The organism is Carboxylicivirga fragile (assembly GCF_050589805.1).
GTDB classification, from domain to species: Bacteria; Bacteroidota; Bacteroidia; order Bacteroidales; family Marinilabiliaceae; genus Carboxylicivirga; species Carboxylicivirga fragile.
This window is the reverse complement of record NZ_JBNGOY010000109.1, coordinates 1-2,195: the sequence shown is the minus strand read 5'-3', so window position 1 is coordinate 2,195 and position 2,195 is coordinate 1. Positions and strand designations below refer to the sequence as shown.

The following is a 2,195-nucleotide window of genomic DNA, read 5'->3' as shown; positions in this document are numbered from 1 at the left end:
CTTTTAGTTAGTGTAGATGCTCGCAAGAACTTAAGCAGCTAATTAAAAGATACCAGTAACGCAATTATGGCTACGCTGCATACAGCCGGCCGTTACCTGCCATTACTTAGAAGATGGTGCAAAATTTAGAATTATGAGATTTGATTACCTATTAATTATTAGTGGAATGTTATTTGGATTGGTTGGATGTAAATCAAAAAAATCTGAGGATTTTGTGTTGAATGAATTTTCTCGTCAGATTGAAACAATAGGTTTAAAAATAGATTCTATTGATAATACTGGCTTGATTCATATTAAAACAAACGAAATAAATTTGGAGATTAGCCTATATAATTTACGTCGAGATTTCGAAAGAGATAAAGATACAAGTGCAATAACTGATTTTGTTAAGACTTTAGAAACCTATACTGTTGGAATCCCTGATTGGCAAGAGGCAAAAGACAGTATTTATGTTTCTATAGTGTCAAATGATATGGAGTTTCATGATTTCATTCATGCAGAAGTAACAGAGGAGATTAGTAAAACATATGTATATAGTGGAAATAATCAATTCTCCTGGATTAGTAATTCCAATTTAGAAAAATGGAAAATCTCAGATATTGAATTAGAAAATCAAGCTAACGAAAATGCTGATAGGTTACTTTCAGATACTGAAATTACTTTTGAAATTATTGAGAACCGAAAACTTGGCTTAATAAATGCTGAACATGTGACACTTAAAGGTGCTTTGTTATTTGCTCCCACGATGAATGACAAAATAAAGGATGATATAGGATTCCCCTATTATGCAGTTCTTCCCGTTCGTGATTTCTGCTACATATTTTCTGAAAAGGACTTTGACTTTTTCTCAGCTAGAATAGGTTCAGTTGTTGTGGATGAATTCAAGAAATCTGGATATCCTATTACAACTGAGATTTTAAAGTTCTCTGATAATGGAGTGGAAGCTGTTGGGAAATATCCTACAGAATAGTATTAAAAACGGCAGGTAACACGTGCTCATAAATAATTTGGCAGTCAGTGATTTGCGTAAGTTTGAGCTTTTAATTATGTTTGGTTCAGATTTGAATGGAGCTGCTGCAAAGTGCCAAACTATTCATAGCACCAACGTTAGCACCAATTGAGCAAGACACAGACGAAAAATATTTACAAAATGACAGACAGCCCAATACCAGCAAAAATTATTTTTATCTTAGCCGACCCTAAAGCGACAGGTGAAGAGTTTATTAGTTTGTCAGGTTCGCTATATAGACAAAATTTGATTTTTTCAGAGCCACGAGAATTAAGGCGAGATAAAAACTCTTTAGAGTTGATTGTAATTTTTCGTGACAACAATTCATTCAAAAACTGGAGTAAGAACACAGAAATAAAAGAGTTTTGGCAAACTAAATTTGATAAGCTGCTTTCTGCCGAACCTAAAACAATCAAAGAACGAGACGTTATTATAGAAGTGGATAATGTAATCAACTGTGCGTGTAAAAAGTCTGACTTTTATATTTTGCAGGGACGTTCTTTACAATTTACAGACGAGTTGACTTGTAGTAATTGTTTCGGACAAATTTCATACTCAAAAGTGCCACTCGAAATTAAACTTGAAGATTGGCAGACAAAACACGAAAGAGTTTATTTGAACTGGTTGGAAAGTGGACTATTTGAAAAAGAAGCTTTCAAAGAACTTACTAATTATAAAAAGGGGAAACTAAATTTGGAAGGAGAGAAAATAAGAAAACAACTTTCTGACTTCTTCCAAATACCAGTTTACATAAGTTACTTTGTTGAAGAACCAGATAATAATCATCCTTGTTTGGTCTGCGGACAAGGCGGTTCTGATTCTGGGCTGAAACGACCTTCTAAAATTTGTAAGGCTTGTAATACAATATTTGGTTATGACGACAAATAAAGAAACAACTGGTGCTAACACGCGGTCATAAAACATAAGGGAGACAGTGGCTTACAAAACTTTAGAGCATTTAATCAGCCCCGCCAAAACTACGTTTTGGCGGTTTTGTAAAATGTTTTAAATTTCGGTGTCAAAACGTAGTTTTGGCTACTTATCGGTTTGATACTGAAGTGCATTAAATCCCTTACGTTTCATACCGCAATCGTTAATAGCCTATTTTAAGTTCATAATTTTAGAAAGCAGGTTTTCAGAAGAACGCCAAAAACAATTAGCAATATGACTTAGCCATTTTTCCTGG

Annotated in this window: 2 protein-coding genes; both read left to right on the top strand. The window is 33.9% G+C overall.

Annotation, left to right across the window (positions count from 1 at the left end; all coding sequences use genetic code 11):
* The first annotated feature begins 133 nt into the window (after positions 1-133).
* On the top strand, positions 134-970 hold the full coding sequence (locus tag ACRD7B_RS22675) for a hypothetical protein (protein ID WP_430826957.1): 837 nt from the start codon (positions 134-136) through the stop codon (positions 968-970).
* A gap of 180 nt (positions 971-1,150) precedes the next feature.
* Positions 1,151-1,897: a DUF2310 family Zn-ribbon-containing protein gene (locus tag ACRD7B_RS22670; protein ID WP_430826956.1), complete on the top strand. Its 747-nt coding sequence runs from the start codon at positions 1,151-1,153 to the stop codon at positions 1,895-1,897.
* The last annotated feature ends 298 nt before the right edge of the window (positions 1,898-2,195 follow it).

What these genes read in the sequence shown, in the direction of transcription:
- ACRD7B_RS22675 (WP_430826957.1), top strand. Translation starts at nt 134, where the DNA reads ATGAGATTTGATTACCTATTAATTATTAGTGGAATGTTATTTGGATTG.
- ACRD7B_RS22670 (WP_430826956.1), top strand. Translation starts at nt 1,151, where the DNA reads ATGACAGACAGCCCAATACCAGCAAAAATTATTTTTATCTTAGCCGAC.